The organism is Xanthomonas sp. AC360 (genome assembly GCF_979258225.1).
This window is the reverse complement of the sequence record NZ_OZ409846.1, coordinates 1,354,633-1,374,986: the sequence shown is the minus strand read 5'-3', so window position 1 is coordinate 1,374,986 and position 20,354 is coordinate 1,354,633. Positions and strand designations below refer to the sequence as shown.

Annotated in this window: 8 protein-coding genes and 2 other RNA genes; 8 read left to right on the top strand and 2 right to left on the bottom strand. The window is 66.7% G+C overall.

Features of this window, described 5'->3' with window-relative positions; translation table 11 throughout:
* Window positions 1–79 precede the first annotated feature (79 nt).
* From ACZZ0O_RS05830 to ACZZ0O_RS05820, 3 genes are all read left to right on the top strand, one after another.
* Window positions 80–8,749 (top strand): GH36-type glycosyl hydrolase domain-containing protein, encoded by an 8,670-nt coding sequence (locus tag ACZZ0O_RS05830; protein WP_463590229.1) that lies wholly within the window; start codon window positions 80–82, stop codon window positions 8,747–8,749.
* Window positions 8,746–8,967 (top strand): hypothetical protein, encoded by a 222-nt coding sequence (locus tag ACZZ0O_RS05825; protein WP_463590228.1) that lies wholly within the window; start codon window positions 8,746–8,748, stop codon window positions 8,965–8,967. The genes ACZZ0O_RS05830 and ACZZ0O_RS05825 overlap by 4 nt, the downstream gene beginning before the upstream one ends.
* Before the next feature lie 276 nt (window positions 8,968–9,243).
* Window positions 9,244–9,588, top strand: a complete 345-nt coding sequence (locus ACZZ0O_RS05820) for a hypothetical protein (RefSeq protein ID WP_055852673.1) — start codon at window positions 9,244–9,246, stop codon at window positions 9,586–9,588.
* 363 nt (window positions 9,589–9,951) lie between these two features.
* Here the strand turns inward: ACZZ0O_RS05820 and ACZZ0O_RS05815 are convergent.
* A non-coding RNA gene (locus tag ACZZ0O_RS05815) (sX9 sRNA) lies at window positions 9,952–10,028 on the bottom strand.
* A gap of 1,094 nt (window positions 10,029–11,122) precedes the next feature.
* Here ACZZ0O_RS05815 and ACZZ0O_RS05810 point away from each other — a divergent pair.
* Window positions 11,123–11,701 (top strand): class I SAM-dependent methyltransferase, encoded by a 579-nt coding sequence (locus ACZZ0O_RS05810; protein WP_463602936.1) that lies wholly within the window; start codon window positions 11,123–11,125, stop codon window positions 11,699–11,701.
* 253 nt (window positions 11,702–11,954) lie between these two features.
* Here the strand turns inward: ACZZ0O_RS05810 and ACZZ0O_RS05805 are convergent, their stop codons facing one another.
* On the bottom strand, window positions 11,955–13,304 hold the full coding sequence (locus ACZZ0O_RS05805) for a DNA topoisomerase IB (protein WP_463592402.1): 1,350 nt from the start codon (window positions 13,302–13,304) through the stop codon (window positions 11,955–11,957).
* 57 nt (window positions 13,305–13,361) lie between these two features.
* Here ACZZ0O_RS05805 and ACZZ0O_RS05800 point away from each other — a divergent pair, with 57 nt between their 5' ends.
* The 4 genes from ACZZ0O_RS05800 (at window position 13,362) to ACZZ0O_RS05785 (ending at window position 20,331) form a co-directional block, all read left to right on the top strand.
* Window positions 13,362–13,742: an I78 family peptidase inhibitor gene (locus ACZZ0O_RS05800; protein ID WP_323518160.1), complete on the top strand. Its 381-nt coding sequence runs from the start codon at window positions 13,362–13,364 to the stop codon at window positions 13,740–13,742.
* A 61-nt stretch (window positions 13,743–13,803) separates the two neighbouring features.
* A non-coding RNA gene (locus ACZZ0O_RS05795) (sX9 sRNA) lies at window positions 13,804–13,880 on the top strand.
* A gap of 210 nt (window positions 13,881–14,090) precedes the next feature.
* A complete protein-coding gene (gene gltB, locus ACZZ0O_RS05790) occupies window positions 14,091–18,563 on the top strand; it encodes a glutamate synthase large subunit (protein ID WP_463590226.1) in 4,473 nt (1,490 codons plus the stop codon).
* Between the two features lie 280 nt (window positions 18,564–18,843).
* Window positions 18,844–20,331, top strand: coding sequence for an FAD-dependent oxidoreductase (locus tag ACZZ0O_RS05785; protein ID WP_055852630.1), 1,488 nt, complete (start codon window positions 18,844–18,846; stop codon window positions 20,329–20,331).
* Window positions 20,332–20,354 lie beyond the last annotated feature (23 nt).

Here is a 20,354-nt window from a genome sequence, read left to right as displayed (position 1 = left end):
TCCCCCTTCACATGTCGCCTAACGCGAGCGCGCATGATCGTGGCTCTAGCGGCACTTATGCTGCACAGGCAATGTCTCCATGCCGCCAAAGCGGAAAGCGTCTGCGTTCTCTCTCTGGTGGCAATCGATTACCCAACCAGCACGATCACTACAAGCGCATCCGGTCCGTGATGCGGTCGCACCGGGCGTTGCCTTGCTCGGCGACGAGCAGATGGAAACGCTGGCGCGTGCGCTGGCAACCTCGCACACGCTCTACATCGGGCCGGCACGCGAACTGTTGTTGTCGGGGCTCAAGTTCAACCAACGCGCGCTCGACGGTGCGGCATCGCGCTTGACCGAGATGGCAGCCGATGGCGTGCGATTGCATCCTGCCGGCGAGTGGTTGCTGGACAACTATTATCTGATCGAAGAGCAGATGCGCCTGGCGCGGCTGCATCTTCCGCCCGGTTACAGTCGGCAACTGCCGCGTCTGCGCACCGCCACCGCAATCGGCCTGCCGCGCGTCTACGAGTTGGGCCTGCAGGTCGTCGCGCATGGCGATGGGCGTGTGGATGCGATCACGCTGAGCCGTTTCATTGCGGCCTATCAACAGGTGGCACCGCTCAAACTCGGCGAGCTGTGGGCGATTCCAATCGTGCTGCGGCTGGCATTGCTCGACAACGTGCGCCGCATTGCCGACGGCATCATGCACGACGGGCGCGACAACGCCCTCGCCGCGGACTGGGCGGCCTTGCTCAACGCCACTGCCGCGGCCCAGCCCAAGGATGTGGTGGTGGTGGTGGCCGATCTGGCGCGCTCGCAACCGCCGGCCACCGGCGCGTTTGTCGCTGAGTTGACGCGCGGCATCCAGGGCCGCGGCCCGGTGCTGTCGATGGCCAGTGCCTGGGTGGAGCAATGGCTGGCCAGCGAAGGCCAGAGCGTGGAAGGTCTGGTGCATGCCGAAAGCCAACGCCAGGCGGCCGAACAGGTGGCGATCAGCAACAGTATCGGCAGCCTGCGGTTTCTGGATGAAATGGATTGGCGCGAATTCGTCGAAAGCATGAGTGTGGTCGAGCAGCACCTGCGCAGCGACCCGGCCGATGTCTATGCGCGCATGGATTTTCAGACCCGCGATGCCTACCGGCATGTGGTGGAGCACCTGGCCCAGCGCATGCACTGCGACGAACCGGCGGTGGCGCAGACGGTAGTACAGCTGGCCGCACAGGCCAGCGCCGACGCGCCGGTGACCGCCCATGTGGGCTATTACCTGGTGGATGCGGGGCTGCCGACGTTACGTGCCGCGCTGCGCACGCCATCCACGTCCGCGCGCCCGACGCCATTGCCGCGCGGGCGGCGCGCACGCCGCGTTGCGCTGCCGGTGTATCTGTTGCCGATCGCATTGATCGCCCTGCTATGGACCGGCCTCTTGCTGCAGGGCGTGAGCGCACTGCCAGCGACGCTGTGGTGGACCACCGCCGGTCTCGCACTACTGGCCGCCAGCGAGTTGGGTATTGCCTTGGTCAATTGGGTGGCGACGCTGTGGGTGCGCCCGCATCCGTTGCCGCGCATGGACCTCCGCCTGGGCATTCCACCGGATTGCCGCACGCTGGTGGTGATGCCGAGCATGCTGGCCAGTGCCGATGCCATCGATGAGCTGGTCGGCGCGTTGGAGGTGCATTACCTGGCCAACCGCGACGAGCAGCTGTACTTCGCGCTGCTCACCGATTTTCTCGATGCCACGCAGGCCTTGTTACCTGCCGACATGGCGCTGGTGGCGCATGCGGCGCAACACATTGATCGGCTCAACGCGGCGTATGCCGACGCGCATGTCGATCGGTTCTTCCTGCTGCACCGCGCACGCGAATGGAACGCCCACGAGGGCTGCTGGATGGGCGCAGAGCGCAAGCGCGGCAAGCTGGAAGCACTCAACCGCGTGCTCTGCGCGGAAGATGCGCCGCTGCAGGCAGCCAACGACTTCCTGCAGGTGCAAGGCGATGTCGCCGCGCTGGTGCAGGTGCGTTATGTGATCACGCTCGATAGCGATACCCACCTGCCTCGGGATGCGGCACGCGCATTGGTCGGCGCGATGTCGCATCCGTTGAATGTGCCGCGCATGGATGCGTCCGGGCAGATCATCGAAGCCGGTTACGGCATCCTGCAGCCTGGCTTGGGCACCGGCATGAGCGAGGGCGGCGAATCGCGCTTTGCACGCATGTTCGGCATCGAGCCGGGCATCGACCCGTACACGCGCGTGGTGTCGGACGTGTATCAGGACCTGTTCGGCGAAGGCTCCTTCATCGGCAAGGGCATCTATGCGGTGGCCACCTTCGAACAGGTGCTGGCTGGCCGCTTCCCCGACAACCGCGTGCTCAGCCACGACCTGCTGGAAGGCTGCTATGTACGCGCCGGTTTGCTCAGCGACGTGCGCCTGTACGAGCGCCATCCGCAGCGCTATGCCACCGATGCCAAGCGCCGCGCGCGCTGGGTGCGTGGCGACTGGCAGCTCTTGCCGTGGCTGCTGCCTTGGGTGCCCGACCGGGGTGGCCGGCGCGCGCGCAATCCGCTGTCGTGGTTGTCGCGCGGCAAGCTGCTGGACAACCTGCGCCGCAGCCTGGTGGCACCGGCCGCTTTGGGCTTGTTGCTGATCGGCTGGCTGTGCTCGCCCACACCGCTGCGTTGGACGCTCTGGCTGTTGGTGCTGTGGCTGCTGCCGGGGCTGTGTTCGGCGCTGTATGCGCTGGCGCACCCGCCCGAGGGCCTGGGGCTGCGTCATCACGCGCGCCAGGTGGGGGCGGGGCTGCGCCAGCATCTGCTGCGCACCGGTGTGGTGCTGGCCTGCCTGCCGTTCGAGGCAGGGCTGCAGCTGGCGGCCATCGCCCGCACGCTACTGCGGATGACGATCACCCATCGCCATCTGTTGCAGTGGGCGCCATCCAGCGAAGTGGAACGCAGCGCGCGCAGCGGCAATGCCGAACACCCCCTGATGGCCGGCGCCGCCTGCAGTGCGGCGCTGGTGGTTGCGGCGGTGGCGTGGTGGTCGCCGGCGGCCTTGTGGGCGGCGCTGCCGCTGGGGCTGGCGTGGTTGGGCGCGCCCTGGCTGATGGCCTGGCTGGGCGAACAGCCCGCTGCGCCGGTGGCGCAGTTGTCGCAGGAGCAGCGCGATTTCCTCGGCGGATTGTCGCGGCGTACCTGGGCGTTCTTCGAGAGCCATAGCACCGCGCAGCACCATTGGCTGCCGCCGGACAACGTGCAGGAATACCCGGTCACGGTAGTGGCCAACCGCACCTCGCCGACCAACATCGGGCTGGGGTTGCTGGCCAACCTGGCCGCCTACGATCTGGGCTACCTGACCGTGGCCGGCGTGATGACCCGCGTGGCCGACACGCTGACCACGCTGGAATCGCTACCGCGCCACCGCGGCCATTTCTACAATTGGTACGACACCGAAACACTGGCGCCGTTGATGCCGCGCTATGTCTCCACCGTCGATAGCGGCAACCTGGTCGGGCATCTGCTGACGCTGCGGCAAGGGCTGCTGGCGCTGGTGGATGCGCCGGCGGTGTCGATGGCGGTGTTCGACGGGCTGGCCGACACGCTTGGCGTGCTGAGCATGCAAGCGACGCCGCGCAGCGACGATGCCACCGCCGCACTGCGCGCGATGACGCAGCGCGTGCAGGCGATCCGCAACCAGCCCACGCCGACCCTGCATCAGGCCGATGCCGCCCTGCGGCCGCTGTTGGCACAGAGCCAATCGCTTCTGGCGGCGATGCCGAGCACTGGCGATGACGAAGAGCCCTGGCCGCAGCGCCTGGTGGACTGTTGCAAGGCGACGTTGGATGAGTTGAGCCAGTGCGCGCCGGCACTCGCCAGCCCCTCCACGCACACAGCGGAAGAGCCCTCCCAGGCGATCGCCACGTTGCGGCAACTGGCCGACGGCAGCCAGCCGCCGCAGGTGCAGACCTGGGCCGCCACGCGCGTACAGGAGCTGCAACGGCTTGCGCATATCGCCGGGCAACTGGCGCAGATGGACTACGGCTTTCTCTACAACCGTGCCCAGCAGTTGTTGTCGATCGGCTACAACGTCGACGACCGCCGCCTGGATAGCGGCCATTACGACCTGCTGGCCTCGGAGGCGCGCTTAGGGCTCTTCGTGGCGATCGCCCAGGGCAAGCTGCCGCAGGACAGCTGGTTCGCGCTGGGACGCACGCTGACCGATACCGGCGCCGAGCCGACGCTGCTGTCGTGGAGCGGCTCGATGTTCGAGTACCTGATGCCCGACCTGGTGATGCCCAGCTACCCGCAGACGCTGCTGAGCCGCTCGATGCGCGGCGCGGTGCAGGCGCAGATCCGCTACGGCGCAGCGCGCGATGTGCCGTGGGGCGTGTCCGAATCGGGCTACAACACGGTCGATACGCGGCGCAATTATCAATACCGCGCGTTCGGCGTCCCCGGGCTCGGACTCAAGCGCGGGCTGGGCCAGGATCTGGTGATCGCGCCCTATGCCAGCGCGATGGCGTTGATGGTCGAACCGGATGCGGCCTGCCGCAATCTGCAGCAACTGCAGGCGCTGGGCTTCGGCGGCCGCTTCGGTCTGTACGAGGCGATCGATTACACGCCCTCGCGGGTGCCGCGTGGCGAACAACACGCCGTGGTGCGCTCGTTCATGTCGCATCACCAGGGTATGGCGCTGCTGGCGCTGGATCACGTGTTGCGCGATGCGCCGATGCAACAACGCTTTGTCGCCGATCCGCAATTCCAGGCCACGCTGTTGCTGTTGCAGGAGCGCGCACCGCGTGCCGGCGTCTACGTCAAAGGCCTGGTCGAAGCAGCCGAACGCCCGGTCGCCACCGAGGCGGGGATGGCGTTGCGTATCCATCGCGACCCCAACCTGGCGCAGCCGGCGTTGCAACTGCTCTCCAACGGGCGTTACCACGGCATGTTGACCTCCGCCGGCGGTGGCTACAGCCGTGCACGCGACATGGCGGTCACCCGCTGGCGCGAGGATGGCACCCGCGATCACTGGGGCACGTTCTGCTATCTGCGCGATGTGGACAGCGGCGCGGTGTGGTCGGCCGCGCATCAACCGACCTGCGTGCCGGTAGAGCGCTACGAAGCGATCTTTTCCGATGCAAAGGCCGAGTTCAAGGGCAGCCACCAGCGGTACGACAGCCATCTGGAAATCGCCATCTCCGCCGAGGACGATGTGGAACTGCGCCGCTTGCGCATCCGCAACCGCTCGCGGCAGACGCGGGTCATCGAGATCACCACCTACGCCGAAGTGGTGCTGGCGCCGGCAGCCTCCGATGAGGCGCATCCGGCTTTCAGCAACCTGTTCGTGCAGACCGAGATCCTGGCCGACCGACAGGCCCTGCTGTGCACACGCCGACCGCGCGGGCACGACGAGGCGCAGCCGTGGATGCTGCATCTGGTGGCGGTGCACGATGCCGATGTGGCGACGATCTCCTACGAGACCGACCGCGCCGCGTTCATCGGGCGGGGACGCAGCACCCGCAATCCGGCGGCCCTGAGCGAACAGACCGCGCTGTCGGGCGCGGCCGGCTCGGTGCTGGACCCGATCGTGGCGATCCGCTGCCGTATTTCGCTGGCGCCCGATCAGCAAGCGCAGGTCGACATGGTCTACGGCGTGGGCACCCAACGCACCGCCTGCACCGCGTTGATCGACAAGTACCGCGACCGCCGTCTGGCCGACCGGGTGTTCGATCTGGCACTGACCCAGAGTCAGGTCACGCGCCGGCAGATCAATGCTTCGTTGGCCGATGCGATGCTCTACGAGCGGCTGGCCGCGCGCGTGCTGTTCGTCGACCCGCAACTGCGCGCCGACAACGAGGTACTGCTGCACAACCACCGCGGCCAGTCCGCGCTGTGGAGTCACGCCATCTCCGGCGATCTGCCGATCGTGCTGTTGCGCATCACCGACCCGGACAATCTCGAACTGGCGCGCCAGCTGGTGCAGGCGCACGCGTATTGGCGCCTGAAAGGCCTGCGTGCGGACCTGGTGATCTGGAACGAAAGCCAGGCCGGCTATCGCCAGCAGTTGCAGGACGCCATCCTGGGCCTGATCGCTGCCGATCCCGAAGCCAATGTGCTCGACCGCCCCGGCGGTATTTTCGTGCGCGCCATCGAACACATTTCGCAGGAAGACCGCGTGCTGTTGCAGACCGTGGCACGCGCGATCCTGAGCGATGCCAACGGCACCCTGGACGCGCAACTGCAGCGCCACCCCAGCGCACGTGCGCACCCGCCGCTGCTGGAGCCGATCCAGCAACTGGACAGCGCCGACGCGTTGGCCAGCACGCACGCCGCTTACCTGGACCACACCCTGCAGGCCGCAGCCGAAGAAGCGGTGCTGTTCGACAACGGCCTGGGCGCATTCGCCGCCGACGGCCGCGAATACCGCATCACCCTGGACGAAGGCACCGCCACGCCGGCGCCGTGGTGCAACGTGATGGCCAATGCGCAGTTCGGCAGCGTGGTCAGCGACAGCAGCCCCGGTTACAGCTGGGCCGAGAACGCGCACGAATTCCGGCTCACGCCGTGGCATAACGACCCGGTCGGCGATGCCTCCAGCGAAGCGTTCTATCTGCGCGACGATGACACCGGCGAAGTGTGGTCGCCGATGGCACTGCCATGCCGCGGCAACGGTCGCTATACCGTGCGCCACGGCTTCGGCTACAGCGTCTACAGCCATATCGAACACGGTATCGGCAGCGAGCTGTGGGTGTTCGTCGATGTGGAGCGGCCGATCAAGTTCAGCCATCTACGGCTGAAGAATCTGTCCGGGCGCCCGCGCCGGCTCAGCGTCACCGGGTATGTGGAATGGGTGCTCGGCGACATCCGCGCACGCTCGCAACTGCATGTGGTCAGCGAGGTGGATCTGGGCAGCAGCGTGCTGACCGCGCGCAACCCGTACAACACCGAGTTCGACGGGCGCGTGGCGTTTTTCGATGCCGATGCGCCCAGCCGCAGCATCACCGCCGACCGCAGCGAATTCCTCGGGCGCAACGGCAGCCTGGCCGCCCCCGCCGCGCTCACTCGGCAGCGTTTGTCCGGGCGCGTCGGTGCCGGCCTGGACCCGTGCGCGGCGATCCAGATTCCGGTGACGCTGGCGGCCGAACAGACCTTTGAAACGGTGTTCCGCCTGGGTGCGGCCGCCGATCGCGCCAGCGCAGTGACGCTGGCACGTCAAAGCCGTGGCGTGGCCACCGCGCACACTGCACTGCTGGCGGTGCGTGCGCACTGGCAGCAGATTCTGGGCACCGTGCAGGTGAGCACGCCCGATGCGGCGGTGGATCTGCTGGCCAATGGCTGGCTGCTCTACCAGACCATCGCCTGCCGGTTCCTGGCACGCAGCGGTTATTACCAGTCCGGTGGCGCGTTCGGCTTCCGCGACCAGTTGCAGGACAGCATGGCGATGGTGCATGCGCAGCCGGCCCTCACCCGCGCGCATCTGCTGCGCTGCGCCGCACATCAGTTCGTACAGGGCGATGTGCAGCATTGGTGGCACCCGCCGCAGAACCGGGGTGTGCGCACGCAGTGTTCGGACGATTTTCTGTGGTTGCCACAGGCGCTGTGCCGCTATCTGGACACCACCGCCGATACCAGCGTGCTGGACGAGCGCGTGGGCTTCATCGATGGGCGCGAACTCAAGCCCGACGAAGAATCGTATTACGACCTGCCCCAGCTCACCGGCAACATGCAGTCGCTGTATGCGCATAGCGTGCTCGCCCTGCAACGTGGCATGACCCGGCTGGGCGAACGCGGCCTGCCGCTGATCGGCAGCGGCGATTGGAACGACGGCATGAACCGGGTCGGCAAAGACGGCAAGGGCGAGAGCGTGTGGCTGGGCTTTTTCCTCTACGACACGCTGCTGCGTTTCGCAGACGTGGCCGCGCAGCGTGACGATGCGGCATTCGCCACGATCTGTCGCACGCATGCACAAGCTCTGCGTGCATCGTTGGAACAGCACGCCTGGGATGGTGGCTGGTACCGGCGCGCCTGGTTCGACGACGGCACCCCGCTGGGCGCAAGCGACTCGGACGAATGCCGTATCGATTCGTTGTCGCAGAGCTGGGCGGTGCTGTCCGGCGCGATGGACCCGGCGCGCAGTGCGCAGGCAATGGACGCGATGCACCAGCATCTGGTCGACACCGACGCCGGCATCGTCAAGCTGCTGATGCCGCCGTTCGATCGCACCGAACACGACCCCGGTTATATCCGTGGCTACGTCCCCGGCGTGCGCGAAAACGGCGGCCAATACACGCATGCGGCGGTGTGGGCGACGATGGCCTTCGCGCATCTGGGCGACAGCGCGCGGGCCTGGCAACTGGCCGGCATGATCAACCCGATCCACCATGCCCGCGATGCAGCGGCGGTGCAACGCTACAAGGCCGAACCGTACGTGCTGGCCGCCGATGTCTACGCGGTGGCGCCGCACGCCGGCCGCGGTGGCTGGAGCTGGTACACCGGCGCGGCGGGCTGGATGTACCGGCTGCTGACCGAATCGCTGCTCGGCCTGCAACGGCATGGCGAACGCATGCACATCGTGCCGTGCATCCCGGCCGGCTGGCCGGGCTACCAGCTGCGGTATCGCTTCGGCGCCAGCACCTACGTCATCGATGTCACCCAACGCCCAGGTGGAGCGGCACGGCTGGAGATTGATGGTGTGCTGCAGGCCGAGCTTGCTTTCACTCTCATCGACGACGGTGCGGTCCACGCTGTGGCTCTGGACTGGCCGGGAGACGCGACATGAGCCTGCACACACGCACCCACACCAATCATCAGCTCTCCGAACTGGGCAAGATGCTATCGGTCTGGCCGCAGCGGGTGCGCGACCCCAGCCAGTTCTGGCCGCAGTTCGATGCACTGGCGCAGGACATTCTGGACGAGGCAGCCGACGCCGATCTGCAGCGGGTGCAGGACCGCCTGCAGCAGTTGTTGCACCGTCATGGACTTGAGCGCGCGCAGTAGCTGCACCGGCACCTTGCCCCACGCGGTGGCGCGCTTATCCGCAGGCCTTTGCCATCCACCACTCAGAGGCTGGCGGTGGCGCGCTCGCTGCGTGCCGAGTGCCGGGCGTGTGAGAGCCGGGATCGATCCAGCCCCGGTATGTTGGCCGCCGGTAGCCAGCCGCCATTCGATAGTGAACGGCCCTGCGTTGTGGCGCCGCGCCCCAGCGGGCGGCCTTCATGCCACACCAACAACGGGTTCTTCACGCTTGCGCCATTCTTTCGCTGGAGACGCCCGATGATCCGCACCCTCGCCCCGCTCGCTGCCGTCCTGTTGCTCTCGGCCTGTGCTTCCAATCAAGTGGCGCAGGTGCAACCCATCGATGGCGCGATCTCCGGCCAATGCCATATCGAAAAGGTCCGCGGCATCGTGGGTCTGGCCGCAGCGGCGCAGACGGTGGAGCGCGCGCGCGTGGATAGCGACAGCCTGCAGGTCAGCGTGCGGCGCGGCGAGCGCGCCACCGGCGGCACCACCGCCAGCGGTCTGGCCGACCCCGCACAGGGCGCCAGCGAAAGCGGCGGCGATCACCTGAGCATCGAAACCGGCCCGACCAACAACATCACTGCGGTGTATTGCGGCTGAGGGCAACGCGCCTCGCTGCGCACCGGTTGGCTGCAGCACGGACGGTGCGCATCGCCTGGCGGAGCGCACCGCGCAGCACCTGGGCTCTGACGTGAGAGGTGTCGGTGGCAGTTGACGCACCGCCCTCGTGTTGCTGCTTTGCGGTGGCGCCAGCGCACAGATGCCGAACGCTGGCCGCCTGCCGGTGGCCCAAACAGGTGGCGGCGCTTTTCACAGCGGCTGAAACAGCGGCGCGAGCGGCCGCCAGATCGGGGACGCACGGCATGGAGCAACCGCAGCCAACGCACACGGCAACCAGATTCCGCACACCGGCTGCTGCCGCCTGGCGGCTGCGTCGTCGCGGTGTCGGTTGCTTCCTCGAGCGGCCAACGCAAGCTGGCAAGCAGTCGTGAGCTGGGCGCGGGTGGCGCGCCCGAAACCGCAGCGCACGGGCGGTCCATGCCGCACCAAGCGCTGGTTGTGCCCACCTGCGGAGCGCACCGTTGTTTTGTTCGCTGCGCTTAGTCTGCCGCACGCGCTTGGCCGCCCGGATCGTCATCCGCCCGCCTAATGCGCCGCGCCAACGCCGATGCAGCCATGTTTGACCATCGTGGATGCAGCTGAAAAGCGACTAACGGATCTCAAGCGCCAGCGAAGCGTGGCTGGGTGGCATCGTTTCAAGCGTCCGTTAAAGAACTTTTAGTCCGCTGAAGAATTCTGTATCCGCAACGGGGCGGCTACGCGTCGTGGAAGCAACGCCGCCTGCGGGCGTCCGGCCGGCGTTGTCCGCATTGCCGTTGGTGGCGTCAGCAAACTTCGATGTGGGCCGCGCCAGCGCAACGACATCGCGCAGGATTCAGCTGGCGTCGGCGAGGTGCGACGCCAGTGTTCCAAGCGAGGGTGCTGATTTCACCGTATCGCGCTTGCCTGCTGGTTGCTGGCATTAAAGGAAGCGATCCAGCAGCTTCCAGGCATGAGTGAGCGAACCGCTAGCGCTTTGCTCGCGACGCCACGTTGGCTGTCGCTTGCTGTTGCGGTATCCGCGACGGCGGACGCACGCAGCGCGGTGCCACGCTGACGCAGACATCCATCACCAATAACGCCATCGGAGATGGCGATGATGGCTCATAGTCGCATCGTGGTCTCAACGATCGTTATGCAGCAATAACGCGAAGCGCATCTGCACGTGTATCGAGGCGACAGTGCGGCGGCACAGGCAGCAATCGGATGCCGCGCAGAGTTGGCACAGCTCTCTATCGATCGCGTATCTGCTGCATTGATTCCGCCGCTGCGCAGTGCATTCAGTCAACGGCAGCCATCGTCGATCGCTTGCGATGTTCGCTTCCGCGCCCACTCGCAACGTTGAGCCGATCTATCGCTGCCGCTAGGTAGTCGATGCTAATGGAGGCTTAACTTCAATCCTGGCCCGGCATTAACGACAGACTGCGAACAACTTGGCACCCTGGCCTTGTGGTGCCGAATGCGTGGCACCATCGACCGGATGACGATTGCGTCCTACCGATTGCGCTTAACTCTTTCAACGCTGTGAGGATAGATGGCACGTTCGTATATGGCTTCGTTTTTTCGCGAATGGATCACCGCTCCTAGCTCGGTTGCAGCGATCCTCCCCTCCGGGCGTGCACTCGCTTCCATCATCACCTCCGAGCTCTCCGAACGTACCGGGCGCGTGCTCGAACTTGGCCCCGGTACCGGCGCATTTACCCAGGCGATGCTCGACAAGGGTGTGCGCGAGAAGAACCTGGTCCTGCTCGAATACAACCAAGCGTTTGCATCGTTGCTCACGCACCGCTTCCCGCACGCGACAGTGCTGCAGATGGACGTTTCCGATCTTGAATCGCTACCCCGCTTCGATGGCGCCTGCGCGGATGCAGTGGTCTGCGGGCTTGGCTTCTTGAACATGCCCGCACATCAGGTGGCCGCCATCGTGCGCGGCGCCTTCCTGCATCTCAAGCCGGGCGGACGCATGTATCTGTTTACCTACGGCTTCAACTGCTCGGTGCCGGCGCACATTCTCGATGCGCTCGATCTGGAGGCGGTCAAGATAGGGCGAACCTATTGGAATATCCCGCCAGCGACGACCTATCGCCTACAGCGCCGCACCTACACGCGTTAACTCAGCCACGGCCGTGCACGCATGCTGCCGATAGACGCGCTACGCGCGATGCCGTGGACGATTACACCTTCGTGCGCGATGCCTGGGCGCAGCGCCGTGAAAGCAAATTGCAGACGACTGATCGCCGCCAATGCGATGCGCGCGCGGTAACTCAGCGTACGCATCTACGCGCTGGATCAGCAGCTTGCCAGTCACAGCAAGCAGGCTGTGGCTCCCAACTATCTCACCAGCGCTCTCGCAAAGATCCGCAGCATCACGCAGCACGCTTACGGCGGCTGGGCTTGGGCTTCGGCGTAGCCGCCTTGCCTGGCTTGTTGGCCTTGCGTTGCTTGCTGCGCGAGTCGGTCAAAAAGCGCAGCGTGGCCGCTTCCCACTGCCGCTCGCCGCGCACGCCGCTGGCCATCGCCTGCAGTTGCCCGGCGCGCCAGCCTTCGAACACGCAGGGGTCGATGTAGGCCTTGCGACACACCGATGGCGTGTTGCCCAGCGCATCGGCCACCTCGCGGATGACATCGTTCTGCACCTGCATGAGCGCGCGTTCGCTGCTGCGCTCGGGCAGCGGCAAACGCGCCAGGCGCTGCAAGGCGGCCAGCGTGCCGCCCCAGGTGCGGAAGTCCTTGGCGGTGAAATCCTCGCCCATCGCTTCGCGCAGATAGTCGTTGACCTCGCCCGAATCCACGGGCTGCAGGGTGCCGTCGTCGTCGCGATACTGAAACAGCGATTGCCCCGGTAGCTGCTGACATTGCCGGATCAGTTTGACCAGATGCTTGTCGTCCACTTCGATGTCGTGATCCTGGCCGCTCTTGCCGCGGAATTTGAGCCGTGCACGCCCGCCTTTCAAAAATTCCATGTGGCGATTGCGTAGCGTGGTCAGCCCGTACGAGCGATTGCTGCGCGCATATTCGGCATTGCCCACGCGCACCAAGGTGTCGGCCAGCAGCGCGACCACAATCGCCAGCACCTTCTCACGCGGAAAGTCGGGCAGTGCCAGATCGCGTCGCAGACGCCGCCGCAATTTGGGTAACGCCGTGCCGAAGGCGATCACGCGCTCGAACTTGCCTTCGCCACGCACCTGCGCCCAATCGGCGTGATAGCGGTACTGCTTGCGCCGCCGCGCGTCGCGCCCGGTGGCCTGCAGGTGACCGTTGGGTTTGGCGCAGATCCACACCTCGGTATAGGCCGGCGGAATGGCCAATGCACGGATGCGCTGCAAGGTATCGGCATCGGCGATGCGCTGCCCGTCGGCACTGCGGTAGCTGAAGCTCTTGCCCGCCTTGCGCCGGCTGATGCCTGGCTGCTGATCGTTGACGTAGGTCAGCCCCGCCGCCCGCGCGGTGGCTTTGGCCTGTGCCACCGCAGCCACGGTGGCGACGGCGGCCGTTGCGACGACCGCACCGGTGGCGACGGTGGCGACGGCGGCCGTTGCGACGACCGCACCGGTGGCGGCGGTGGCGAGCGTGCCGGCGGCACTGGCCGTGGCGGCGACATTGCGAAGAACACGTTTGGCTTTCATTGCGCACGGATCGAAGGACTGGCACCGATTGTTGGGCCGCGCAGCGCTAGGCCGCGTCAACGCAACGACAACGCCGTGTGGGCAAGCGATGCCCGCGGCGCAACTTTGTGCTTATGCTTGGGCATCCCCCCTTTGCTGGAGTCATCGATGCGCGCTGTCCTGCCTATTGCCCGTCTGGCTTGCACCTTGGTCGTGCTGACTGCATTGACTGCCTGCAACAAACCGCAACCCGATGAGCAGGAAGCCGTCGCGGCCAACGCACAACAGGCGGCCGAGCAAGCGTCCGCGCCGGTGCCGGATGCAGCGCCGGAAGCGCCGCCGATCGGCAGTTGCGACGCCACCCAGGTGCAGTCGCTGGTTGGCCAGCCCATCACCGATGCGGTGGGCGAGCAGGCTCGCAGCGACGCCGGCGCCAAGTCGGTACGGGTGCTCAAGCCCGGCCAGATGGTGACGATGGAATTCAACGGCGAACGGCTCAATGTCGAAGTGGACGCCAAGAACGTCATCACTGCGGTGCGTTGCGGCTAAGAGCAGCTAACAACCCGACTGTGCGCACCGCCAGGCGGGCGCGGCCGGTGCTGGGTGCGGCATGGTCCACGCGTACACGCCGGCTCTGAGCGCGCCGTCCACACCCACCTGCCGACTGCTCGCTACGTTTTGTTAGCCACTCTGAGGCTGCGCTGGCGCCTGTCGCCCGACAGGCGCCAAGCCAGCTGGCACAAGGGATTGCGACAGGCCTCGTTGCAGCTGTAACGGTGTATTGCGGCACCGCATCAACTGTGGTCTAGTCGATCATCCGGTGACCTCTTCGAAACGCTCCACGGATCGAGCGGTGCAACGTCGTCGCCGCTCTCCCAAGATCGCAAAGAGGCAGACATGGCCCCCCGCACTCGCCAAGGGCTCAACGACTACGGTCTCTACAACAGCGCGCGCGACGAACGCGACGCCTGTGGTTTTGGCATGGTCGCCCAGCTGGACGACCAACCTTCCCGTTCGCTGGTAGACACCGCGATTGCGGCGCTCTCGCGCATGACCCACCGCGGCGGTGTGGCGGCCGACGGGCTCACCGGCGATGGCTGCGGCCTGCTGATCCGCAAACCCGATGCATTCCTGCGTGGGCTGGCCCGCGATGCCGGCATCCCGCTGGGCACGCGCTACGCGGCCGGTGTGGTGTTCCTGCCACTGGACGAAGCCGAGGCAGCGCGCTGTCGCGCCGAACTGGAAGCGCAGCTGCACACTGCCGGCGTGCAGTTCCGCGGCTGGCGCGTGGTGCCCACCGACGACAGCGTGTGCGGCCAGCTGGCGCGCGACACCCTGCCACGCATCGAGCAGGTGTTTGTCGATGCCGGTGCCGAACAGACCGAAGACGGCTTCACCCTGGCGCTGTTCCTGGCGCGCCGGCGCGCCGAGCAGGCACTGCGTGAGGTGGAGAACTTCTACGTCACCACGCTCTCGCCCAATGGCATCAGCTACAAGGGCATGGTGCTGCCGGACAAGCTGAGCACGTTCTATCCGGACCTGCAGCGCAGCGATCTGTCGTCCAGCGCGATCGTGTTTCACCAGCGCTTTTCCACCAACACGCTGCCGCGCTGGCCGCTGGCGCATCCGTTCCGCCTGCTCGCCCACAACGGCGAGATCAACACCATCGAGGGCAACCGCCGCTGGGCGCAGGCGCGCAGCAAGGTCTGGCAGACCCCGCGCTTCGATATCGCCGAGTTCGATCCGGTGATCTCCATGCACGGTTCGGACTCGCAGAGCCTGGACAACATGCTGGAGCTGCTGATCGCCGGTGGCATGGACCTGCTGCAGGCGTTGCGCATCCTGGTGCCGCCGGCGACCCAGTCGCTGGAGTTCAAGGACGCCGACCTGGCTGCGTTCTACGAGTTCTACGGCCTCAACACCGAGCCGTGGGACGGCCCGGCCGGCATCGTGGCCTGCGACAGCCGCTATGCCGCCTGCATGCTCGACCGCAACGGCCTGCGCCCCGCGCGCTGGATGCTGACCTCCGACCGCCACTTCCTGGTGGCCTCCGAGGCCGGCGTGTGGGAGCTGCCAGCCGAGCGCATCACCCGCAAGGGCAAGCTGGGCCCGGGCGAGATGATGGCGATCGATCTCAAACGCGGCGACCTGCTCGATTCCGATGCCATCGACCGCATCAACCGTGCGCGTGCGCCGTACAAGCAGTGGCTGCAGCAGGGCGTGACCTATCTGCAGACCGAGCTGATCGACCCCTCGCTGGTGGAAGAACCCTTCAGCGAGCAAACCCTGCGCAGCTATCACAAGCTGTTCCAGCTCAGCACCGAGGAAGTGGAGCAGATCCTGCGCCCGCTGGCCGAGACCGAGCAGGAAGCCACCGGCTCGATGGGCGACGACACCCCGATGGCGGTGCTCAGCCGCCAGACCCGGCCGCTGTACGACTACTTCCGCCAGGCGTTCGCGCAGGTCACCAACCCGCCGATCGACCCGCTGCGCGAAGGCATCGCGATGTCGCTCACCACCCAGCTCGGCAAGGAGACCAACATCTTCCATGCCGGTGCGGAGACGGTGAACCACGTCATCCTGAATTCCCCGGTGCTCAGCCAGCGCAAGCTGCGCCAACTGCTGAAGATGGAGCAGTACGTCGCACGCAATCGCCTGATCGACCTGTCCTACAGCGTCGAAGAAGGCCTGAAGGCCGGCCTGGAACGCATCTGCCAGGAAGTGGAAGCCGCCGCCCGCGACGGCGCGGTGATGCTGCTGCTGTCCGACCGCTACCCGGTGCCGGACCGGCCGATGGCGCATGCGCTGCTGGCCACCGGCGCGGTGCATCACCACCTGTGCAAGGTGGGCCTGCGCTGCGACGTCAACCTGATCATCGAAACCGGCACCGCGCGCGATGCGCACCACATGGCCTGCCTGCTCGGCTTCGGTGCTACTGCGGTGTACCCGTATCTGGCCTACCAGACCCTGTTCGATCTGGGCCGGCGCGGCATCCTGCAGCTGAGCAAGGGTGGCGAGCAGTCGCAGATCGGCCGCCGCTATCGCAAGGGCATCTACAAGGGCCTGTCCAAGATCATCTCCAAGATGGGCATCTGCACCATCGCCAGCTACCGTGGTGCGCAGTTGTTCGAGATCGTCGGGCTGGACCCGGACGTGGTGGAGCTGTGCTTTGCCGACACCCCCGCGCGCATCGGTGGCGTCAATCTGGGGCGGCTGGACACCGAGGCGCGCGAGCTCACCGCACGCGCCTGGAACGACCAGCTCAAGCCCGAAGTGGGCGGCCTGCTCAAGTACGTGCACGGCGGCGAGTACCACATGTACAACCCCGACGTGGTCATGACGCTGCAGCGCGCCACCCGTACCGGCGATGCCGACGACTGGCAAAAATATGTGGACGCGGTGCACTCGCGCCCGGCCTCCACGCTGCGCGATCTGGTCCAGCTCAAGCGTGCCGACACCCCCACCCCGCTGGACGAGGTCGCCCCGGCGGCCGATGTGCTGCGCCGCTTCGACACCGCCGCGATCAGCCTGGGCGCGTTGTCGCCCGAAGCGCACGAAGCGCTGGCCATTGCGATGAACCGCCTGGGCGGGCGCAGCAATTCCGGCGAAGGCGGCGAAGATCCGGCCCGCTATGGCACCGAGAAGCGCTCCAAGATCAAGCAGGTGGCCTCCGGCCGCTTTGGCGTGACCCCGGAATACCTGGTCAACGCCGAAGTACTGCAGATCAAGGTCGCCCAGGGCGCCAAGCCCGGCGAAGGCGGCCAGCTGCCCGGCCACAAGGTCAACGAGCTGATCGCCCGCCTGCGCTACGCCAAACCCGGCATTGGCCTGATCAGCCCGCCGCCGCATCACGACATCTATTCGATCGAAGACCTGGCCCAGCTGATCTACGACCTCAAGCAGGTCAACCCGACCGCGCTGGTGTCGGTGAAGCTCGTCGCCCATGCCGGCGTCGGCACGATTGCTGCCGGCGTGGTCAAGGCCGGCGCCGATCTGATCACTGTGTCCGGCCATGACGGCGGCACCGGCGCCAGCCCGGTCAGCTCGATCCGCTATGCCGGCGTGCCGTGGGAACTGGGCGTGGCCGAGTCGCACCAGGCGCTGGTGGCCAACGACCTGCGCGAGCGCACCATCCTGCAGACCGACGGCGGCCTGAAGACCGGCCTGGACGTGGTCAAGGCGGCGCTGCTGGGCGCCGACAGCTTCGGCTTCGGCACCGCGCCGATGATCGTGCTGGGCTGCAAATACCTGCGCATCTGTCACCTCAACAACTGCGCCACCGGCGTGGCCACTCAGGACGAGCGCCTGCGTGCGAACTACTTCACCGGTCTGCCGGAGCGTGTGGAGCACTTCTTCCGCCTGTTGGCCGAAGAAGTGCGGCAGTGGTTGTCGTACCTGGGCGTGCGTTCGCTGGATGAAATCGTCGGCCGCACCGATCTGCTGGAACAACTGGAGGTCTCCCCGCGCGCAGGCGTCAAGGTCGATCTGTCGCGCCTGCTCACCCATGCGCGCTACGACGGCAGCCATTGCGCCGCCCAACGCCTGTACGAATCGCCGGACAGCCTGGCCACGCAGATGGACGGCCTGCTCGCCGATGCCATCGCCAACAAGACCGGCGGCGACCATCGCTTCTTGATCCACAACACCGACCGTTCGATCGGTGCGCGCCTGTCCGGCACCATCGCGCGGGCGCACGGCAACCACGGCATGAGCGATGCGCCGTTGAACCTGCGCTTCCGCGGCACCGCCGGGCAGAGCTTCGGCGCGTTCAACGCCGGCGGCCTGCAACTGGAGCTGGAAGGCGAAGCCAACGATTACGTCGGCAAGGGCATGGCCGGCGGCCGGCTGGTGGTGCGTCCGCCGCGTGGCGCGCGCTTCGAGGCGCGCAGCACCCCGATCGTCGGCAACACCTGCCTGTACGGCGCCACCGGCGGCGAGCTATTCGCCGCAGGCCGCGCCGGCGAGCGCTTTGCGGTGCGCAACTCCGGCGCGCTGGCGGTGGTGGAAGGCGCCGGCGACCATTGCTGCGAATACATGACCGACGGCGTGGTGCTGGTGCTGGGCAAGGTGGGCCTGAACTTCGGCGCCGGCTTCACCGGTGGCCTGGCCTACGTGCTGGATATCGAACGCGACTTCGTGGACCGCTACAACCACGAGCTGATCGACATCCACCGCGTCTCCGCCGAGGGCTTCGAGAACCACCGCCAGCATCTGCACACCCTGATCAGCCGCCACCGCGAGCTGACTGGCAGCATCTGGGCGCAGCAGATCCTGGACGAGTTCCGCGACTACATCGGCAAGTTCTGGCTGGTCAAACCCAAGGCCGCCAGCATCGAGTCGCTGACCGAGTCGCTGCGGCGCGCCGCCTGAGTTTTTGCTCGCCTCTCCCGCGCGCGGGAGAGGGGCTGGGGGTGAGGGCAGTGGCCCGCAACCCTCATCCGCCCCTTCGGGGCACCTTCTCCCGTACACGGGAGAAGGACGCCTGCAATCGCAATGCTGACAACGCATCGTCAGAGTCATCGCAGTACTCCCCTCTCCCGCCTGCGGGAGAGGGGTCGGGGGTGAGGGCACAGGCCCCGCCGACCCTTATCCGCCCCTTAGGGCACCTTCTCCCTTACACGGTAGAAGGGAATCAGCCACGGATTTTCTTATGAGCCGCAAGCAAGCCTTCCAATTCCTCGACCTGCCGCGGACCATGCCCACCCGCATCCCGGTGGAACTGCGCACGTCCGGCGACTGGGGCGAGTTGTACGGCAAGTTCGACAAGGCCGACGCGCAGTACCAGTCCGGCCGCTGCCTGGACTGCGGCAACCCGTACTGCAGCTGGAAGTGCCCGGTGCACAATGCCATCCCGCAATGGCTGCAGCTGGTGCAGGAAAACCGCATCGAAGAAGCCGCCGCGCTGTGCCATTCCACCAACCCGCTGCCGGAAGTGTGCGGGCGCGTGTGTCCGCAAGACCGTCTGTGCGAAGGCAGCTGCACGCTGGAAGAGTTCGGTGCGGTCACCATCGGCGCGGTCGAAAAGTACATCGTCGACACCGCCTTCAAGATGGGCTGGCGCCCGGACCTGGGCAACGTGCAGCCCACTGGCTGGCGTGTGGCGGTGATCGGCGCCGGCCCGGCCGGGCTGTCGTGTGCGGACAGGTTGGCGCGCGCCGGTATCGAAGCGGTGGTCTACGACCGCTACGAGCAGATCGGCGGGCTGCTGCAGTTCGGCATTCCCAGCTTCAAGCTGGACAAGTCGGTGATCGGCAAGCGTCGCGAGATCCTCGAAGGCATGGGCGTGCAATTCCGCCTGGGCGTGGAGATCGGCAAGGACGTCAGCATCGAGCAGTTGCTGGGCGAATACGATGCCGTGTTCCTGGGCACCGGCGCCTACCGCTACACCGATGGCGGCCTGCCCGGGCAGGACCTGAAGAATGTGCTGCCGGCGCTGCCGTTCCTGGTGCAGAACAGTCGCATCGTCAGCGGCAACGACCCGCACGGCCGCCCGATCGCCGGCTGGGAAGACCAGATGGCCCTGCCCGACCTCAACGGCAAGCGCGTGGTGGTGCTGGGCGGCGGCGACACCGGCATGGACTGCGTGCGTAGCGCCATCCGCCTGGGCGCGGCCAAGGTCACCTGCGCCTACCGCCGCGACGAAGCCAGCATGCCCGGCTCGGCACGCGAAGTGGCCAACGCGCGCGAAGAAGGCGTGCGCTTCCTGTTCAACCGCCAGCCGCTGTCGATCGAATCCGGCGCCGACGACGAAGCCATCGGCGTCACCGTCGTGGAAACCAGACTCGGCGAACCCGATGCCAACGGGCGCCGCAACGCGGTGCCGGTGGAAGACAGCGAATCGCTGCTGGAAGCGGACGTGGTCATCATCGCCTTCGGCTTCTCCCCGACCCTGCCCGACTGGCTCGCCTCGCAAGGCGTGGAAGCCGGCAGCAACGGCCGCATCGTCGCCCCGGCCGATACCAACAACGGAGAGCGCCTGCCCTACCAGACCACCAACCCGCGTCTGTTCGCCGGCGGCGATTGCGTCCGCGGCGCCGACCTGGTCGTGACGGCCGTCGCCGAAGGCCGCGATGCGGCGGCAAGCATCGTGCAGCTACTGGGCGTCAAAGCGCAGGTCAAGGAGCCGGCTGCGGCGTGAGGCTTATGGGGTTCTGCTGATGG

Excerpts from the sequence above, each read along its gene's own strand:
- gltB (WP_463590226.1), top strand. The coding sequence starts at position 14,091 with ATGGCCCCCCGCACTCGCCAAGGGCTCAACGACTACGGTCTCTACAAC.
- ACZZ0O_RS05825 (WP_463590228.1), top strand. The coding sequence starts at position 8,746 with ATGAGCCTGCACACACGCACCCACACCAATCATCAGCTCTCCGAACTG.
- ACZZ0O_RS05830 (WP_463590229.1), top strand. The coding sequence starts at position 80 with ATGCCGCCAAAGCGGAAAGCGTCTGCGTTCTCTCTCTGGTGGCAATCG.
- ACZZ0O_RS05800 (WP_323518160.1), top strand. The coding sequence starts at position 13,362 with ATGCGCGCTGTCCTGCCTATTGCCCGTCTGGCTTGCACCTTGGTCGTG.
- ACZZ0O_RS05820 (WP_055852673.1), top strand. The coding sequence starts at position 9,244 with ATGATCCGCACCCTCGCCCCGCTCGCTGCCGTCCTGTTGCTCTCGGCC.
- ACZZ0O_RS05785 (WP_055852630.1), top strand. The coding sequence starts at position 18,844 with ATGAGCCGCAAGCAAGCCTTCCAATTCCTCGACCTGCCGCGGACCATG.
- ACZZ0O_RS05810 (WP_463602936.1), top strand. The coding sequence starts at position 11,123 with ATGGCACGTTCGTATATGGCTTCGTTTTTTCGCGAATGGATCACCGCT.